We start from the raw sequence: 17,397 nt of genomic DNA, 5'->3' as shown, positions 1-17,397 counted from the left end.
CGCCTCCTCATCACCCAACACATCCACCAACGACCACCCCACAAACGGCTCCAACGCCTCCCCACACCGCCCCATCCACTCCGCGAACACCACCGACTCCGACAACAACCCCAACGCCATCCCCACCCACTGCGCCCCCTGACCCGGAAACACGAACACCACACCCGAACCACCAGGAACCACGGACCCTGCGTCGGGGGCGACGGCCAGGGCCGCCAGACGCTCCACCGCCTCCTCGTGCGTGCCGGCGACGACGACACCGCGGTGGGGGAAGCGAGTTCGTGTGGTCAGCAGTGACAGGGCCGTGTCGTGCAGCGGGACGCCGGGGTGGGCGCGGAGGTGGCCGGCGAGGGAGGCGGCCTGGGCGCGCAGGGCTTCGGGGGTCGTGCCGGACAGGGCCAGCGGGACGACGCCGACGGGGACCGCGGGCGCCGGAGCGGGGGTGTCGGCGGGTTCTTCGGGCCGGGCCTGTTCCAGGACGACGTGGGCGTTGGTGCCGCTGATGCCGAAGGACGACACGGCGGCCCGCCGAGGCTCGCCCCGCTCCGGCCACTCCCGCGCCTCCGTCAGCAACCGGACCGCACCCGCCGACCAGTCCACCTCAGGCGTCGGAGCGTCCACGTGCAAGGTCTTCGGCAGCACACCGTGCCGCATCGCCTCCACCATCTTGATCACACCCGCCACACCCGCGGCGGCCTGTGTGTGACCGATGTTGGACTTCAGGGAGCCCAGCCACAGGGGCGAGTCCTCGGGGCGGGAGCGGCCGTAGGTGGTGAGCAGGGCCTGGGCCTCGATCGGGTCGCCGAGGGACGTACCGGTGCCGTGCGCCTCCACCACGTCGACATCCGCCGCGGACAGGCGGGCGTTCTCCAGCGCCTGCCGGATGACCCGCTGCTGGGAAGGGCCGTTGGGCGCGGTCAGGCCGTTGGACGCGCCGTCCTGGTTGACGGCGCTGCCGCGGACGAGCGCGAGGACGTCGTGGCCGTTGCGGCGGGCGTCCGACAGGCGTTCCAGCAGCAGGACGCCCACCCCCTCGGCCCACGCGGTGCCGTCCGCGGCGGCGGCGAACGCCTTGCAGCGGCCGTCCGGGGCCAGTCCGCGCTGGCGCGAGAACTCCACGAAGGCGCCCGGCGTCGACATCACGGCCACGCCGCCCGCGAGCGCGAGGGAGCACTCGCCGGAACGCAGCGCCTGAGCCGCGAGGTGGATCGCCACCAGGGACGACGAGCACGCGGTGTCGACTGTCACCGCGGGGCCCTCGAAGCCGAGGGTGTACGCCACGCGTCCGGAGACGACGCTGCCCGCGCCGCCGGTGAGGACGTAACCCTCGATCTCCTCGGAGCCGGTCCCCATGCGGGGGGCGTATTCCTGTCCGGCGACGCCGGTGAAGACGCCGACGCTCTCGCCCTTGAGAGTGGAGGGATCGATCCCGGCACGCTCCAGCGTCTCCCAGGAGGTCTCCAGGAGCAGCCGCTGCTGCGGGTCCATCGCCAGTGCCTCGCGCGGGGAGATCCCGAAGAAGGGCGCGTCGAAACCGGCCACGTCGTCGAGGAAGCCGCCCTCACGGACGTAGGACGTGCCGGGCACGTCGGGGTCGGGGTCGTAGAGGGCGTCGAGGTCCCAGCCGCGGTCGGCCGGGAAGGCGCCGACGGCGTCGGCGCCCTCGGACACCAGCCGCCACAGCCCCTCGGGGGAGGTCACCCCTCCCGGCAGCCTGCAGCCCATGGCCACGACGGCGATGGGTTCGGTGCGCCGGTTCTGTTCCTCGCGGAGCTTCTCGCGTGTCTGCTGCAGCTCGGCCGAGACCCGCTTGAGGTAGGTGAGAGCCTTCTCGTCGGTGGTCATGGAACCTGATCTCCTCTTCCGCGTGCCTGGCGGGTCAGCCGAGCCCGAGCTCGTTGTCGATGAAGGCGTAGACGTCGTCGGCCGTGGCGGCTTCGAGGTGCCGGGCCCGGTCTTCCCTCTCGTCGGGGCCGCCCTTCAGGGCGGCTTCTTCGAGCCTCGATCCGAGGAAGCGCAGGCGGGAGTGGATGCCGGAGTGCTCCAGCTCCTCCGCCAGCAGGGCGTCGAGCGCCGCTTCCAGGGCTTGGAGTCTGGCCGCGACCGGGTCGGATTCCTGGTCGAGGGCCTTGAGCAGGTAGTCGGCGAGCGCGGTGGGCGCCGGGTAGTCGAACACGGCCGTGGTGGGCAGCCTGAGGCCTGCCGCCCTGCCGAGCCGGTTGCGCAGTTCGACCGCTGTCAGCGAGTCGAACCCGGCCTCCTTGAAGGCGCGGTCGGGCACGACCAGGGAGGCGTCCAGGTGGCCGAGGACGGTCGCGGCTTCCTTGAGAACCACGTCCAGGACGAGGGCGGCCTTCTCCTGCGCGGGCAGTCCCGCGAGCCGTTCGGCCAGCGAGCGTCCGTGGGCCGGGCCGGCGGCGGCGCGGCGCGGCGCGCGCACGAGGGCGCGCAGCATCGGGGGAAGCGGGCCGGAGGCGGCCCGGTCGCGCAGCACGCCCAGGTCGAGCCGGATCGGCGCGAGGGCCGGTTCTCCGAGGTTCAGGGCGGCGTCGAGGAGGGCGAGGCCCTCCCCGGCGGTCAGCCCGAGCACGCCGTCGCGTGCGGTGCGCCGGAGGTCGGCCTCGGCGAGGGCGCCGGTCATGCCGCTCGCGTGCGACCACAGGCCCCAGGCGAGCGACACCGCGGGCAGTCCTTCGGCGCGGCGGGCGCGGGCGAGTCCGTCGAGGAAGGAGTTGGCCGCCGCGTAGTTGGCCTGTCCGGGGTTGCCGAGGACGCCGGCGGCCGAGGAGAACAGCACCCAGGCGGCGAGGTCGAGGTCCCGGGTCAGTTCGTGCAGGTTGAGGGCGGCGTCGGCCTTGGGCCGCAGGACGGTGGCCATCCGCTGCGGAGTGAGGGCGGCGAGCACGCCGTCGTCGACGATGCCCGCGGTGTGCACGACGGCCGTCAGGGGCGCGGTCTCCGGGACGGATTCCAGCAGCAGGGCCAGGGCGTCGCGGTCGGCGGCGTCGCAGGCCTCGACGCGTACGGTCGCCCCGAGGGCCGTGAGTTCGGCGGTGAGTTCCCGCGCGCCGGGCGCGCCGGGGCCGCGCCTGCTGGTGAGCAGCAGGTTGCGGGCGCCGTGTTCGGTGACGAGGTGGCGGGCGACGAGTGCGCCGAGGGAGCCGGTGCCGCCGGTGACCAGGACGGTGCCGTCGGGGTCGGGCCGGCGTGGCAGGGTCAGGACGGCCTTGCCGGTGTGGCGGGCCCGGCTGAGGTGCCGGAAGGCGTCCGGGGCGTGCCGTACGTCCCATGCCGTCAGCGGCAGCGGGGTGAGGGCTCCGCGGTCGAAGAGCCCGACGAGTTCGTCCAGCAGCTCCCGGACCCGGTCGTCGTCGGCCTCCGCGAGGTCGTAGGCGCGGTACTGGACCCCGGGGTGGCGTTCGGCGACCTCGGCGGCGTCGCGGATGTCGGTCTTGCCCATCTCCAGGAAGCGCCCGCCCCGTGGCAGCAGGCGCAGGGACGCGTCGACGAACTCGCCGGCCAGCGCGTCGAGGACGACGTCGACGCCGCGGCCGTCGGTGGCGTCGAGGAAGCGCTGCTCGAAATCGGTGGTGCGGGAGTTGGCGAGGTGCGCGTCGTCGAACCCTTGGGCGCGGAGGGTGTCCCACTTGCCGGGGCTGGCGGTGCCGTAGACCTCGGCGCCCAGGTGACGGGCGACCTGGACGGCGGCCATGCCGACGCCGCCGGCCGCGGCGTGGACCAGAACCGTCTCACCGGGCCGGACGCCGGCCAGGTCGCGCAGGCCGTAGAGGGCGGTGAGGAACGCGATGGGCGCGGCGGCGGCCTGTGCGAAGGTCCATCCCGCGGGGACGCGGACGAGCCTGCGGTGGTCGGTGACGGCCTCCGGACCGAACGCTCCGCCGGGGAACAGGCCCATGACCCGGTCACCGGGCGACAGGCCGGTCACACCGGGGCCGGTCTGCAGGACGACGCCCGCTCCCTCGCCGCCGATCGCGGCCCGCCCGGGGTACATGTCGAGAGCGATCATGACGTCGCGGAAGTTCATGCCTGCGGCGCGGACGGCCACACGGACCTGGCCTGGGGCCGGCGGGCCCGGCGCGGGGTCCGGCACGAGGGCCAGGTTCTCCAGGGTGCCGGGGCCGGTGGTGTCCAGGTGCCAGGCGTCGGCGCCGTCGGGGACCGTCAGGCCGGCCGCGGCGGCAGGGACGAGGCGGGGCACGGACACCTCGCCGTCGCGTATCGCGAACTGCGACTCCTCCAGGGCGGCGGCCATCGCCGGGAGTCGGTCGAGAGCCTGGCGGGAGGCGTCGTGTCCGTCGAGGTCGGCCAGGAGGAAGCGGTCGGGGTGCTCGGTCTGGGCGGAGCGCACCAGGCCCCAGACCGCGGCTGCCGCCGGGTCGGTGACGCTCTCGCCGTCGTGAACGGCGACGGCGCCCCTGGTGACCACCAGCAGCCGTGACGTGCCGTCGCCGGGCGCGGCCAGGAATGTCTGGAGGTCTCCGAGCACGCGGTCGGCGAGTGCGTGGACGTCCTCGGCCGTGGCGCCCTCGCCGGTGGCGTCGAGGGCGCGGAAGCCGTGGGAGCCGTCCGCGCGCGCCGTGACCGGCAGCGGCGTCCACGTCGTACGGAACAGGGATCGGTGTCCGGCTTCGTTGGCCGGGCGCAGGTGTTCGGCCGCCATGGGGCGCAGCACGAGCGAGTCGACGTCGGCGACCGGGGCTCCGGTGCCGTCGGTGATGCGCAGGGACACCCCGTTGTCCCCGGCGGGGGACAGCCGGACCCGCAGGGCCTTGGCGCCCGAGGCGTGCAGTCGTACGCCGTTCCACGCGAAGGGCAGCAGCCGCCTTCCGTCGCCGGGCTCGGCGAGGCCGCAGAAGGCGCTGGGGTGCAGGGCGGCGTCGAAGAGGGCCGGGTGCAGGCCGAACAGGCCGGCGTCGTCGTGGTGCTCGTCGTCGAGGGCGATGTCGGCGAAGACCTCCTCTTCGCCGGTCCACACCGCGCGCAGTCCCCGGAAGGCTGGGCCGTACTCGTAGCCGGCCTCGGCGCGTTGCCGGTAGAAGTCCGTGACGGGCACGGCCGTGGCGTTCGGCGGAGGCCATGGGGAGGTGTCGACGCCGGGAGCGTCGTCGGGGTCCGGCGGGGTCAGAACGCCGCTCGCGTGGCGGGTCCACGCACCCTCGTGACCGTCGGGGCGGGAGTGGACGGCGACGGGGCGGTCGCCGTTCTCGTCGGGTGCGCCGACGTGCACGCGGATGCGCACCGCGCCGTCGGCGGGCAGCAGCAGGGGCGCGGCCAGGACGAGTTCGCGGACGGCGGCGTGCCCGACCTCGCCGCCGGCCCGGACGGCCATCTCGACCAGCGCCGTGCCGGGCAGCAGGACCGTGCCGTCGACGGCGTGGTCGGCGAGCCAGGGCCGGTCGGCCGAGGACAGACGTCCGGTGAAGGTGACGGCGTCGGCCTCGGGCTGTTCCACCGCCGCGGTCAGCAGCGGGTGGCCGGCCGTGGTGATACCCGCGGCTTTGAGGTCACCGGCGCCGGGGGCGGCGTCGAGCCAGTAGCGCCGGTGCTGAAAGGCGTACGTCGGTACGACGGCGCGGCGGGCGCCGCTGCCGGCGAACAGGGAGGGCCAGTCGACTCGGGCGCCCCTGGTGTGTGCCCGGGCGACGGCCTCGACCAGCGTCGCGGGTTCGGGCCGTCCGTCGCGCAGTGCGGCCACGCAGTCGACTTCCTCGGGAAGGCAGTCCCGCGCCATGGCGGTGAGCACTGCGCCGGGCCCGAGTTCGAGCACGGTGGTGACGCCCTGTTCGCGCAGGGTGCGCAGGCCGTCGGCGAAGCGGACCGTGCCGCGGACGTGGCGTACCCAGTAGTCGGGGGCGCACAGCTGTGCGGGGTCGGCGAGGGAGCCGGTCAGGTTGGAGACGACGGGCAGGGCGGGGGTGTGGAAGGTCAGTCCGGCGGCGACCTCGTGGAAGGCTTCGAGCATCGGCTCCATGCGCGGCGAGTGGAAGGCGTGCGAGACGCGCAGGCGTTTCGTCCTGCGGCCACGGGCGGCGAACACGGCGGCCACGGCTTCGACGGCGGGCGCGTCGCCGGAGAGGACGACGGCTTCGGGGCCGTTGAGGGCCGCGACGGCGACGCCCTCGGTGAGTTCGGCGACGGCCTCGTCCTCGGTGGCCTGCACGGCGATCATGGCACCGCCCTCGGGCAGTTGCTGCATCATCGCGCCGCGGGCCGCGACCAGGGCCGCGGCGTCCTCCAGGGACCACACACCGGCCACGTGGGCGGCGACGAGTTCCCCGACGGAGTGCCCGGCGACCACGTCGGGGCGCACGCCCCAGGACTCGACCAGCCGGTAGAGGGCCACTCCCACGGCGAACAGGGCTGCCTGGGTGTAGGCGGTCCGCTCGAGCAGGTCCGCGTCGGGAGTGCCGGGTTCGGCGAGGACGACGTCGCGCAGCGGGCGGTCGAGCCGGCGGTCCAGGGTGGTGCAGACCTCGTCGAAGGCACGGGCGTACACCGGGAACGACGCGTACAGTTCGCGGCCCGTCCCGGGGCGTTGCGCGCCCTGGCCGGAGAAGACGACGGCGAGTCCGCCGTCGGTGGCGGTGCCGGTCGTGCCGTCGTCGGCGGCGAGGGCCGCCAGGGCTTCGCGGGCCTCCTGCGCGGAGCCGGCGACCACGACCGCGCGGTGTTCGAAGGCGGAGCGGCCGCTGAGCGTGAGGGCGACGTCGGTCAGGGCGGGCGCCGGTTCCGCGTCGAGCAGGGCGGCGACGCGTCCGGCCTGCGCGCGCAGGGCCTGGGGGGACTTGGCGGAGAGGACGAGCGGGACGAGCCCGTCGGGCAGCGCGCGCTCCGCCGTTTCCGCACCGTCCGTCGCGTCCGGTCCGTCGGCGGGAGTGGTGGCGGGCTCCTCGGCGGGCTGCTCGAGGACGACGTGGGCGTTGGTGCCGCTGATGCCGAAGGAGGAGACGCCCGCGCGGCGCGGCCGACCGGTCTCGGGCCAGGGCCTGGGCTCGGTGAGCAGCTCGACCGCGCCGCGGCTCCAGTCCACTTCGGGCGTCGGGGCGTCGACGTGGAGCGTCCGGGGCAGCACGCCGTGCCGCATCGCCTGCACCATCTTGATCACGCCTGCCGCGCCGGCGGCGGCCTGCGCGTGGCCGATGTTGGACTTGAGGGAGCCGAGCCACAGCGGGTGGCCGTCGCCGGAGCGTTCCTGACCGTAGGTGGCGAGAAGGGCCTGCGCCTCGATCGGGTCGCCGAGGGAGGTGCCGGTGCCGTGCGCCTCGACGGCGTCGACGTCGGCGGGGGTGAGGTCCGCGTTGGCGAGGGCCTGGCGGATGACACGCTGCTGGGAGGGGCCGTTGGGGGCGGTGAGGCCGTTGGAGGCGCCGTCCTGGTTGACGGCGGAGCCGCGGACGACGGCGAGGACCTCGTGGCCGTTGCGGCGGGCGTCCGACAGGCGCTCCAGCAGCAGCAGAGCCACGCCCTCGGACCAGCCGGTGCCGTCCGCCGCGGCGGCGAAGGCCTTGCAGCGTCCGTCGGGAGCGAGTCCGCGCTGCCGCGAGAACTCGACGAAGCTGCCCGGGGTCGCCATCACCGCGACACCGCCCGCCAGCGCCAGGGAGCACTCCCCCGCGCGCAGTGCCTGGGCGGCCAGATGCAGGGCGACCAGCGAGGACGAGCACGCCGTGTCCACCGTCACGGCGGGGCCTTCGAAGCCGAAGGTGTACGACACCCGGCCGGAGACGACGCTGCCCGCGCCGCCGACGCCGAGGTAGCCCTCGATCTCCCTCGCGGGCCGTACCGCCCGGGTGGTGTAGTCGTGGTACATGACCCCTGCGAAGACGCCGACGTCCGCGCCGCGCAGGGCCCTCACGTCGAGGCCCGCGCGTTCGAAGACCTCCCAGGAGGTCTCCAGGAGGAGCCGCTGCTGGGGGTCCATCGCCACCGCCTCTCGCGGGGAGATCCCGAAGAACCCGGCGTCGAATCCGGCCACGTCGTCGAGGAAGCCGCCCTCCGTGACGTACGACTTTCCGGCGGCGTCGGGGTCGGGGTCGTACAGCTCCTCCAGGTTCCAGCCCCGGTCGGACGGGAACGGGGAGCGGCCTTCGGCGCCGTCGGCGACCAGACGCCACAGGTCCTCGGGGGACGTGACGCCGCCCGGCAGCCGGCAGCCCATGGAGACGATGGCGATCGGCTCGTCGCGGACCGCGGCGGGGGCGGGCCGGGCCGGGTCGTCGGCGGACCGGCCGTGGACCTCGTGCAGGAGCTGGTGCGCCAGGGCTTCGGGGGTGGGGTGGTCGAAGGCGCTGGTGGCGGGGAGCCGCAGTCCGGTGGCGGTGCTGAGCCGGTCGCGCAGGGCGACGACCATCACGGAGGTGAACCCGAGCTCCTTGAAGGCCCGGTCGGCCGGGACGTCGTCGGCGCCGGTGCGTCCGAGGACCGCGGCGGCCTCGGTGCGCACCAGTCGCAGCACGATGTCCTCCTGCTCCTCGGCGGGCAGGGTCTCCAGTCGGCCGCGCAGCTCCGGGGTCTCGGCGCGCGCCTCCTGTGCCGTGGTGTCGATCAGTCCGCGCAGCGGTGCGGGGACCGGGCCGGTGAGCAGGGCGGCGTTGTCGAGGCGCATCGCGATGAACGCGGCCTCGCCGGCGGCGTGCGCGGCGTCGAACATCACCAGGGCTTGCTGTTCGGTGAGTTCGCCCGCCGCGAAGGGCACGGCGGCCTCGACCGCGCCGTCCTTCCAGGGTCCCCAGGCCAGGGACAGCGCGGGCAGGCCGTGGGCGCGCCGGTGCTGGGCCAGCGCCTCCAGCGCGGCGCTCTCGGCGGCGATGTCACCGGCGCCGGGGGCGCCCAGGACTCCCAGGGGAGAGGAGCACAGGACGAAGGCGGCCAGGTCGTGGTCGGCGGTCAGGTCGTGCAGGGCGTGTGCCGCGGCGGACACGGCGCCGGTTCCGGTGATCTCCTCCGCGTGCACCACGGCCGTCAGCGGCGGCCGGCCGGCGTCCGCGAGCAGCTCGGCGAGCGCGATGCGGTCGCCCGCGTCGCACGCGACGGCGGTGGCGCGGGCGCCGGCCCCGGCGAGTTCGGCGCACAGCGCCTGTACGCTCTCGTCGCCGTGTCCGGGGGTGAAGCCCAGCAGCAGGTGGCGGGCGTCGTGCGCGGTCACGAGGTGGCGGGCGAGCGCGGCTCCCTGGGCGGTGGCGGCGCCGGTGACCAGGACCGTCCCGTCGGGGTCGAGCAGCGGAAGCGGCGGCTCCTCGCGGTCCATGGAGACGCGGGCGAAGCGCGGCAGCAGGACGACACCGGAGCGGATGGCGAACTGCGGTTCACCGGCGTTCACGGCGGCGGCCAGGGATCGCGCGCCGTCCTCGCCGAGACCGTCGCTGTCGAGGTCGGCGAGCACGAACCTGCCCGGGTGTTCGGTCTGCAGCGCACGGACCAGGCCCCACAGGGGGGTGTGCGCGGGGTCCCGTACGTCCTCGCCGTCGCCGACGGCCACGGCGCGCCGGGTGAGGACCACGAGCGTGACGTTCTCGTTGCGGTCGTCGGCCGTCCAGTCCTGCAGGGACGCGACGAACTCCTCGATGCCCGCCCCGGCGTCGTAGGCGGTCCGGTCCGCGAGGAGGACGCCGGCGCCGCCCCGGGCAGCCGTGCGGGCGGCGGCCGGGTCGGTGTGGACCTCGCACCGTACGCCGGCGTCCTGGAGGGCGGCGGCCAGGCCGAGGGAGTCGGGGCCCACCAGCGCCCAGTCGCCCGGCTCGCCCGGGGCTCCGCCCAGGGAGAGCGGGGAGCTGGGGATCCAGTCGACGCGGAACAGCGAGTCGTACAGGCCGCTGCTGGTGGCGCGCAGCCGGGCGGGCGTCTCCAGCAGCCGATGACGCACGATCTTGCCCGAGGCGGTGCGCGGGATCGCCTCGATCTCGTACAGCTCCTCGGGCACCTTGAAGTAGGAGAGGCGGTCGCGGCACTCGGCGAACAGCCGTTCCGTGTCCGGTCCTCGAGAGCCGGGGACGATGAAGGCGACGGGCACCTCGCCCAGCACGTCGTGCGGCTTGCCGACCACCGCGACGTCGGCGACGCCGGGGACGGTGCGCAGGACCTCCTCCACCTCTCCCGGGTGGATGTTCTCCCCGGCGCGGATGATCAGTTCCTTCCTGCGGCCGGTGATCGTGAAGTAGCCGGCCTCGTCACGGCGGGCCAGGTCGCCGGTGCGGTACCAGCCGTCGTGGAAGGCGGCCGCGGTGGCTTCGGGCTGGTTGTGGTAGCCGGCCATGACGCTCGGCCCGCGCACCCACACCTCGCCCTCCTGGCCGTCGGCGACGTCCTCCCCGGTGCGCGTGTCCACCAGGCGCACTCCCAGACCCACCACCGGCAGGCCGCAGGAGCCCTCGGCGCGGGCGCCCGAGGGCCAGTTGACGGTGATGGAGCCACAGGTCTCGGTGGAGCCGTAGGCGTCGATGAGGGGGACGCCGAAGACGTGCTCGAACGACCGGCGCAGCGACGCCGTGGTGACCGCGCCGCCCACCAGGGCCACCCGCAGCCGTGGGGCGGTGAAACCGCGGTCGCGAGCCGCGTCGAGCAGGTAGTGCAGCAGGGTGGGCACGCCGGCCAGGAAGGTGGCGCGCTCCTCGTCCAGTGCGGTCAGCACGTCCTCCGCCGACAGGCCGTCGACGATGCGGGCGCTGGCTCCCACGGCCAGTACGGAGAGCACACAGGCGATGTGCGAGAGGCTGTGGAAGAGAGGCAGCGGCCAGACGACGCGGTCCTCGGGGCCGAGTCCGGGCACCGGCACGTAGCAGGCGGCCACCGACCACAGGCAGTTGCGCTGGGTGGAGAGCACGCCCTTGGGCCTGCCGGTGGTGCCCGAGGTGTAGAGCATCCACGCGAGGTCGTCGAGACCGAGATCGTCACGGGCCGGTGTGGCGGGCTCCCGGGTGGCGAACGGCTCGTAGGGCAGGAAGCCCGACGGCGCCGGCCCGTCGCCGACCAGGACGACCGTCAGGTGCGGACGGTCCGGAAGGAGGCGCCGCAGCTGTTCCACGTGCGGTCGGTCGGTGATGACGATCCGGGCGCCGCTGTCGTCGAGGACGTGCGCGAGTTCCGCGTCGCTGCTCTGCGGGTTGACGGGGACGCCGATGGCGCTGGCCCGGGTGATGGCGTGGTAGCTCTCGACGGTCTCGACGCGGTTGCCCAGGCAGATGGCCGCACGGTCGCCTGGTTGCAGCCGCAACTCCGCCAGATGTCCGGCCAGTCGCCGGGTCCGCGACTCCAGGTCGGTGTAGCTGACGCTCCGTCGGGCGTCCCGGTAGGCGGTCTTGGCGCCGAAACGCCGGGCCTGGTCGACCAGCAGCTCGGGAAGCGGCCGGATCAGCTCCGTGCGCAACATGTGTCGTCATCCCTCCGGGGCGAGAGCAGACGGGCGGTCCGCAAGGGCAGAGGCCCTACCCGGCACAGTCTTGTCATCGAAGGCTCCGGCACACCCCCTCATCACCCCCCTAGGCATCCCTAACCTGAAGGGTGACCAGAAATAATGAACAGGGGTTTCGACGGCGGACCGACGGCATTAGGCTCCGTCGCCGTGTGCCGACGGTCGTCGCACTGTCGACTCTCGGCCTGAAATGCAGACGTGTTGAGCGGCCATCGCATATCCGCCGGTTTCCTGGGAATGGGATTTCCTTTTCCCGGCAGCCTTCCCGCGACGGCGGGACGCAGGGAAAGGGACACACACGGACATGACGAATTCGGAACCCCATCGCACCCGTATCCGGGTGGAACTCGGCGACCGCGCCTATCCCGTCGACATCGGACCCGGGGTGCGGCACTCGCTGCCCGCGATCGTCGAGCGGCTGGGCGCGCGGCGCGCGGCGGTGGTGTCGGCCCGGCCGGACGCCTGGGTTCCCGACCCCGGCGTGCCCTCGCTGGTCCTGCGGGCCCGCGACGGCGAGAGGGACAAGACGCTCGCCACGGTCGAATCGCTGTGCCGGGAGTTCGTGCGTTTCGGCCTGACCCGTGACGATGTCGTCGTCTCCGTCGGCGGCGGCACCACGACGGACGTCGTGGGTCTCGCCGCCGCCCTCTTCCACCGCGGGGTGCCCGTGGTGCACCTGCCGACCACGCTGCTCGCGCAGGTGGACGCCAGCGTCGGCGGCAAGACCGCGGTGAACACACCCGAGGGCAAGAACCTCATCGGCGCCTACTGGCAGCCCAGCGCGGTGCTGTGCGACACGGACTACCTGGAGACCCTGCCCGAGCGGGAGATGCTCAACGGCTACGGGGAGATCGCGCGCTGCCACTTCATCGGCGCCGGCGACCTGCGGGGGCTGGCCCTGCCGGAGCAGATCGCGGCGAGTGTGGCGCGCAAGGCACAGATCGTGTCCGCCGATGAGCGCGACACGGGCCTGCGCCATCTGCTCAACTACGGCCACACTCTGGGCCACGCGCTGGAGCTGGCCACGGACTTCGGGCTGCGGCACGGCGAGGCGGTGGCGATCGGCACCGTGTTCGCGGGGCGGCTCGCCCGGGCCCTGGACCGGATCGACGAGCAGCGGACGGCGGAGCACCTGGAAGTGGTGCGTCACTACGGACTGCCCCACGAGCTGCCCGCGCAGGTCGCTCCGGCCCGGCTGATCGAGCTCGTACGGCTCGACAAGAAGGCGACGTCGGGGCTGACGTTCGTGCTGGACGGCAAGGACGGCGCCGAGCTGGTGGCCGACCTGCCGGAGGACGTCGTCGCGAAGGTGCTGGCGGAGATGCCGCGCGCGGCGGCCTGAGGGGGGCCCTCGTGCGACGGACGGCTCGCGCCGGTCCGGACGGGGAGTCCGTCCGGACCGGCGCGGGCCGCGTCGTCACGGCGGCGGGCGGGCCGCCGCCGGTGGGGCAGTCGGTCTCGTGGTCCGCCCGGCCTCAGTTCCGCGGCGAACGGCCCTTGGCCAGCAGGACCGCCCCGTGCAGTGAGGAGAGTCCACCGAGGCGGGCGGGCTCCACGGGGGGCGTCGGGAATCCGGGTCGGGCCAGTCGCGCCGTCTCCGCCGCGACGGTTCCGGTGAAGCCGGGGAGGGCGGCGGCGAATCCGCCACCGACCACGACGGCTGCGGGGCGGAGCAGTTCGCCCACCCCGACAGCGGCCGCGGCCAGCGCCGCACAGCCCTCGCGTACGGCGTCGGCCGCCCAGGACGTGCCGTCGGCGAGAGCCTGCGCCAGCTCGGGGAAGGTCACCTCGGCGCCGCGAGCGCGGCCGGCCCGGCGCAGCACGGCGGGGCCCGAGGCCACGGACTGCACACAGCCGCGGCGTCCGCAGTCGCACAGGTCCCCGGACCGGTCCACGATCAGGTGGCCGATCTCGCAGGAGCCCCGCGAGGGGCCGGGCAGCAGTCTGCCGCCGAGGACGATCCCGCCTCCGACGCCGGTGCCGACTCCGAGGTACAGCAGGTCGGGACGGTCCGCCGCGTGTGCCTCGGCGAGCGCGGCGAGGTCGCCGTCGTCGGCGCAGACCACCTCCGCGTCGCCGAAGGCCTCGCGCAGCGCGCCGCCGAGGTCGAGGCCGGTCCAGCCCGGGCGGTTGGGCCAGGCGGTGACGACGCCCGCCGCGTCCAGGGTGGCGGGCATCGCCACGCCGACGCCCGCCAACTCGTCCGGGGCGACGGCGCACAGCTCCCGGACCTGCCGGGTGAGCAGGTCCAGGTCCGCCGCCGCGTGGACGGGCCCCCCGCAGGCCGGGGGCCACCGGAAGCCGGCCTCGCGCACGGCGCCGTCCGTGTGCTCGGCACGCAGGGCGACCTTCGTGCCGCCCACGTCGATGCCCAGGTGGTAGGGGATGGCTGCCTCCCGGCCGGGTCAGTGCCCGAGGTGGGCGGTGACGATCTCCGCGACCTGGCGGAGCACGCGGGGGCTGCTGAGCATCTCCTCGTGGCCGCAGCCCAGTTCGTGTCGCACGATCTCGCCCGCGACGTACGGCGCCCAGGCCTCGCTGGAGGCCGCTTCGGCCACCGGACTGGGATCGGCCGCGAACAGGTGCATGGCGCCGCTGTACTTCTCGGGCGTGTGGGCCTTCCAGGCGCCGAGGTCGGTCAGCATGGTCTCGACGAAGGTCTCGGCCGCGCTCTTCCGGCCGCGCCAGGCGTAGTTCGTCGCCATGTCGGCGAACTCGGCGATGTCGGCGTAGCCGAGCGGGCGCTCGTACTCGGCTAGGTCCTTGCCGTTGATCAGCAGGATCAGTTCGATCAGGCCCTGCTCGTCACGGTCTTCCTTGTCCGTGATGTGCGGGTTGGTGTTGAACACGCCGAGGAACTCGGTCTCCTCACCGCGCTTCTGGAACTCGGCGGCGACGGCATGGGCGAGGACGCCCCCGAAGGACCAGCCGAGAATGCGGTACGGGCCCGTGGGCTGCACGCCGCTGATGCGGTCGGCGTAGTCCGCCGCCATGGCCGCGATGCTGTCGACGGGGGTGTCGAACTCCTGGAAGGTGTGCGACTGGAGGCCGTAGAGGGGGTACTCCAGGCTGAAGTGCTGGGCCAGCACTCCGTAGCACCAGGCGGTGCCGCCGAGGTGGCGCATGCAGAACAGCGGCCGTTCCGATCCCTTGGTCATCAGCGGCAGCAGGACGTCGAAGGAGTCCTGCGGCTCCTCGCCCGTCAGCCGCCGGGAGAGCTCGGCCGGCGTCGGGGACTCCACCAGCATCCGGATCGACAGCTCCAGCTGCATCTCGGACCGCACCCGGGCCAGCAGCCGGGCCGCGAGGACCGAGGAGCCGCCGAGGTCGAAGAAGCTGTCGCGTGGTCCGACCTGCTCCACGCCGAGCACTTCGGCGAAGAGCCGGCCGAGGAGCAGCTCCGACTGCGTGAGGTGCGTCTCCACCATCGCCGTCCGCGCGACGACCGGGGCCGGCAGCGCCTTGCGGTCGAGCTTGCCGTTGGGGGTGAGCGGGAACTCCTCCAGAGCCACCACGGCGGACGGCACCATGTACAGGGGCAGGGCCTCCGCGACGAAGTTCCGCAGCTCCTTGACGTCGGGCTCCCGGCCGGGTGCGGCTGTCACGTAGGCGACGAGGCGCCGGTCGCCCGGGCGGTCCTCGCGGACCGTCGCGGCCGCCTGGTCGACGTCCTCGGACCGCTCCAAAGCGGCCTCGATCTCGCCGAGTTCCATCCGGAAGCCGTGCAGCTTGACCTGGTGGTCGGCACGGCCGACGTACTCCAGGTCGCCGTCCGGGCGCAGCCGCACCACGTCGCCCGTGCGGTACATCAGGGCACCGCCGTCGCCGAAACGGTCGGGCAGGAAACGCTCGGCGGTCAGCTCCGGCCGGTCGAGGTAACCGCGGGCCACTCCCGCGCCGGCGATGAACAGCTCACCCTCGGCGCCGGCTTCGACGGGCTCCAGCTCCTCGTCGAGGACGTACAGCCGGGTGTTGCGCAGGGGCTTGCCGATGACGGCGGCATCCTCGGGCCGGGTGACCGGGTGGACCGTGGACCACACGGTGGTCTCCGTGGGCCCGTACCACTGGACGACCTCGGCGCCGAGGTCGAGCAGCGCCGCCGCCAGCTTCTCCGACAGCGCCTCGCCGCCGATGAGGATGCGCAGGCCGCGCAGCGCCTCGGGGCTGACGGTGGCCAGCATGTGCCAGTGGGTGGGGGTGGCCTGGGCGGTGCCGATCTCCCGGCGGACGATCAGGTCGCCCAGCGCCTGCGGGTCCTGCCCGGTGGCACGTGGCGCGATGACCGCGCGGGCCCCGGTGTAGTACGGCAGGAACAGTTCGGGCACCGACATGTCGAAGGTGGCGGTGGTGACCGACAGCATGCGGTCGCCGGGTTCCATGGCCAGCTGTTCCCGCATCGCCTCCAGCAGGTTGTGCAGGGCGCGCACGGGGATCTCGACGCCCTTGGGGGTGCCGGTGGAACCCGAGGTGTAGATGACGTACGCGAGGTCCTCGGGCTGCGGCGGGGCGGTACGCTCGGCGTCGGTCAGGTGCCCGGCGGGCAGTGCGGCGAGCGTCGCGGCCGTCGCGGGGTCGTCCAGCACGACGCGGGGAACGCCCAGGGCGGTGCGGTCGGCGTCGATGCGGGTCGACGTCAGCAGGGCCACCGGAGCGGCGTCGCGGACCTGGAAGGCCACGCGCTCGGCGGGGTGTTCCGGGTCGAGCGCCAGGTAGGCCCCGCCCGCCTTCAGCACGGCCAGCAGCGCCACCAGCAGGTCCGTGGAGCGCGGCAGCATCACCGCGACGACGCGGTCGGGCCCCACGCCCTGGGCGACCAGGTGGCGGGCGAGCCGGTTGGCCTGCTCGTGCGCCTCCCGGAAGGTGAGCTCGACGCCCTCGCATTCGAGGGCCGTGGCGTCCAAAACGGAGTCGGCCCGCTCCTCCAGCGCCTTGACCAGCATGTTCCCCTCCACAGGGCTCGTACGGACTCTCGGCACGGCGCCGCTCAGACGGCCGGGGTGCGCATCCAGCGGTTCCAGTACGGCCGCCAGCCGTGGCGGTGCCAGAACGGCGTGGAGACGGGGTTGAACATCGCGTGGTAGCCGACCGCCGCGCCGATGCCCATGGCATCCAGCTCGGCGTGGACGTGGTTGGCGAGGGAGGTGCCGATGCCCAGTCCGCGGTAGCCCTCCTTGACGGCCTGGCAGACCAGATGCGCGACGGGGGTGGCGGTGATCTTCGTCGCGAGCCATGCCTGCTGCGGCTCGGAGGGGTCCTCGCCCCGGTGCATCCCCACGATCGCGCCCTCGTACTCGGCGACCCAGATCAGCGGTTCGTCGCGCTTGAACGACGCGGTGATCTCCTCGCGCAGCAGCGCCTCGGTCGTGGCGCGCTCGACCGCGCCGCTGACGGCGGCGTCGAACCGGGTCTCCACCATCTGCAGTTCGAACACGGCCTCGCTGTCCTCGGGGGTGGCCCGCCGCACGTGGACCCGGCCCGACTCCGGTACCAGGCCGGTGCCCTTGACCCGGCCGATCATCACGAACTCGGGAACGAATCCGAAGGCACGCAGGACCCGGGTCATGCCCACGTCGCGGCTGGGCCACTCGACAGCGGCCATGGAGTCCGCGCCTGGACGTTCCGGGTGGCTCCGCATGTACTGCTGCCAGTGCGTGAGCAGAGCGGCCATCTCGTCGGGACCGGAGACCCGGGGGGTCAGCTCCCAGCGGTCGAGCGGGCCGAGCACCGCCTCCAGCGCGTCGGCGTCGACACGGGTGTGCGTCAGCAGGCCCTGGGCCCCGTCGACCTCCAGCAGCGCCTCACCTTCGCCGGGCTCCGGCAGCGCGCCGGCTTCCGGAATCATCCGGTCGACGGGGCGCAGCCGGTCGCGGTGGGCGGCCAGCACCGATTCCGCCGTCTGTACCTGGGGCATGGTGTCGTGTCCTCGGCTTTCAGTCGTGTCCGTGACGAAGTCGCGCGGGCGCGCTTCC

6 protein-coding genes are annotated in these 17,397 nt (G+C 74.0%); 1 reads left to right on the top strand and 5 read right to left on the bottom strand.

Annotated elements, in window-relative coordinates; genetic code table 11:
- Both IE239_RS33420 and IE239_RS33415 read right to left on the bottom strand, forming a co-directional pair.
- The coding region (locus tag IE239_RS33420; RefSeq protein WP_190153215.1) for a type I polyketide synthase at positions 1-1,845 on the bottom strand (1,845 nt) is incomplete at its 3' end.
- Between the two features lie 34 nt (positions 1,846-1,879).
- Positions 1,880-11,386, bottom strand: a complete 9,507-nt coding sequence (locus IE239_RS33415) for a type I polyketide synthase (protein ID WP_190153214.1) — start codon at positions 11,384-11,386, stop codon at positions 1,880-1,882.
- A 346-nt stretch (positions 11,387-11,732) separates the two neighbouring features.
- On the opposite strand from IE239_RS33415, the gene IE239_RS33410 reads away from it, so the two are divergent.
- On the top strand, positions 11,733-12,770 hold the full coding sequence (locus IE239_RS33410) for a 3-dehydroquinate synthase family protein (protein WP_190153213.1): 1,038 nt from the start codon (positions 11,733-11,735) through the stop codon (positions 12,768-12,770).
- A gap of 133 nt (positions 12,771-12,903) precedes the next feature.
- Here IE239_RS33410 and IE239_RS33405 read toward each other — a convergent pair whose 3' ends face one another.
- Genes IE239_RS33405 through IE239_RS33395 form a run of 3 tightly spaced genes read right to left on the bottom strand, consistent with a single transcriptional unit; the run spans position 12,904 to position 17,339 of the window.
- Positions 12,904-13,791: an ROK family protein gene (locus tag IE239_RS33405; RefSeq protein ID WP_229878514.1), complete on the bottom strand. Its 888-nt coding sequence runs from the start codon at positions 13,789-13,791 to the stop codon at positions 12,904-12,906.
- 42 nt (positions 13,792-13,833) lie between these two features.
- Complete coding sequence (locus tag IE239_RS33400; protein WP_190153212.1) at positions 13,834-16,368, bottom strand: amino acid adenylation domain-containing protein; 2,535 nt, start codon at positions 16,366-16,368, stop codon at positions 13,834-13,836.
- A gap of 44 nt (positions 16,369-16,412) precedes the next feature.
- Positions 16,413-17,339 carry a GNAT family N-acetyltransferase gene (locus IE239_RS33395; protein WP_190153211.1) on the bottom strand — a complete coding sequence of 309 codons (927 nt, stop codon included), beginning with the start codon at positions 17,337-17,339 and terminating at the stop codon, positions 16,413-16,415.
- Positions 17,340-17,397 lie beyond the last annotated feature (58 nt).

This window comes from Streptomyces humidus, assembly GCF_014649655.1.
Lineage (GTDB): Bacteria > Actinomycetota > Actinomycetes > Streptomycetales > Streptomycetaceae > Streptomyces > Streptomyces humidus.
This window is presented reverse-complemented; position numbering and strand designations above follow the sequence as displayed.

Bases quoted from the DNA above. Each gene is read 5' to 3' on its own strand.
- IE239_RS33415 (WP_190153214.1), bottom strand. From the start codon at position 11,386: ATGTTGCGCACGGAGCTGATCCGGCCGCTTCCCGAGCTGCTGGTCGAC.
- IE239_RS33410 (WP_190153213.1), top strand. From the start codon at position 11,733: ATGACGAATTCGGAACCCCATCGCACCCGTATCCGGGTGGAACTCGGC.
- IE239_RS33400 (WP_190153212.1), bottom strand. From the start codon at position 16,368: ATGCTGGTCAAGGCGCTGGAGGAGCGGGCCGACTCCGTTTTGGACGCC.
- IE239_RS33395 (WP_190153211.1), bottom strand. From the start codon at position 17,339: ATGCCCCAGGTACAGACGGCGGAATCGGTGCTGGCCGCCCACCGCGAC.